Annotated in this window: 2 protein-coding genes; one reads left to right on the forward strand and one right to left on the reverse strand. The window is 44.2% G+C overall.

Annotated elements, in window-relative coordinates:
• A partial coding sequence (locus KIV40_RS26380; protein ID WP_285352140.1) for a LysM-like peptidoglycan-binding domain-containing protein occupies window positions 1-466 on the reverse strand: 466 nt, incomplete at its 3' end.
• A 214-nt stretch (window positions 467-680) separates the two neighbouring features.
• On the opposite strand from KIV40_RS26380, the gene KIV40_RS26385 reads away from it, so the two are divergent.
• Window positions 681-896: FKBP-type peptidyl-prolyl cis-trans isomerase N-terminal domain-containing protein (locus tag KIV40_RS26385; protein ID WP_285352141.1), on the forward strand; the 216-nt coding region annotated here is incomplete at its 3' end.

The following is an 896-nucleotide window of genomic DNA, read 5'->3' on the forward strand; positions in this document are numbered from 1 at the left end:
CTGCTAGCTTGAATCGAACTAGCTGCCCCTTTCGTATCCGGCTCAGCGGTTTATCGTCGCCCTCGATGCGTACAAGAGCATTAAGGTCAGACAATGGCAGTTGGTTATTACGAAATACCTGCGCCAAAGTATCGCCTTGCTGTACCAAGTACTCTTTCCAGTGACTTGATTTAAGAGACTGCTGTTGCTCACTCTGCTGCTCGCTCAAACCAACAGTATTGATCTCAAGCTCAACGCGGCTGGTTGTAGGTGCGCTTTGCGTAGTGTCCGCCTTTGGAAAAGGAATGATGAGTAGCAATAACACGACAGGCGTAAGCACCATCAAGGCGCGTTGATGTAATTTAGGCAAGCGCTGCCATAGGCTACGAATCTTACCTTTGGCGTCACCAAATTCGATAGCACTGAATTTATCTTTGCACAGCTGCAAATAATCTACTTGTTGTTTCTTCTTATGACGACGATTCATACTACTGCGCCCTAACTATTGATTAACTACAGTATAAAAACCAAAACTTGAACAGTATAGATTTTTCCTTCATTACTGGAGCAATGCAATAAAAATAGTGCCATTGTGATTTGAGTGCATGAAAGCTAGAGCGAATCAGGGTGTAGCCGTTTCTTCGAGCTGTTAATACTGGTATTCTTACCTTTTTCGTACTGACACAAAAAGAGTAACTTTCATGTCTGAAGTAAAATTTGAAACTGTAGAGCAAAAAGCTAGCTACGGTATCGGTCTACAAATGGGCCAACAACTAGCTGGTTCTGGTCTTGAAGGCCTAAACGTTGACGCAATCGCTGCGGGTATCGCAACTGCACTAACTGGCGACATGCCAGCTATCGAAGTTGACGAAATCAACAAAGCACTTCAAGAGCTTCACACTCGTGCTGAAGCAATC

The organism is Vibrio sp. D173a, from assembly GCF_030248475.1.